We start from the raw sequence: 279 nt of genomic DNA on the forward strand, positions 1-279 counted from the left end.
GGGCAGTGGTCTGGCGTGGCGGCGTCTTCGCACCCGGCGCTGCTGGGCATAACGGCAGCTGTAACCATTGCCACCACTGTTGCGGGCAATCTCGCGGCTGATGGTCGCGGCGCTGCGGTTCAGTACGCGACCTATGGCACGCATGCTTAACCCCTGTTCGAGGCTGATGGCAATGGTCTGGCGGTCCTGGTAGTCCAGCTGGCTGTAGCGAGGTTCTGATTTCATGGGCACACCTTAAGGGAAATTAAAGGTGTGTTGCACTTCACTTTTGAGGCCGCT

General features: G+C 59.5%; 1 protein-coding gene. It reads right to left on the bottom strand.

The window, feature by feature from the left end:
* Positions 1-225 (bottom strand): helix-turn-helix domain-containing protein (locus C5P05_RS34890; protein ID WP_157979131.1); only part of this gene is annotated, 225 nt, incomplete at its 3' end.
* Between the last annotated feature and the right edge of the window lie 54 nt (positions 226-279).

The sequence above is a fragment of the Rhodoferax ferrireducens genome, assembly GCF_003347515.1.
Lineage (GTDB): Bacteria > Pseudomonadota > Gammaproteobacteria > Burkholderiales > Burkholderiaceae_C > Rhodoferax.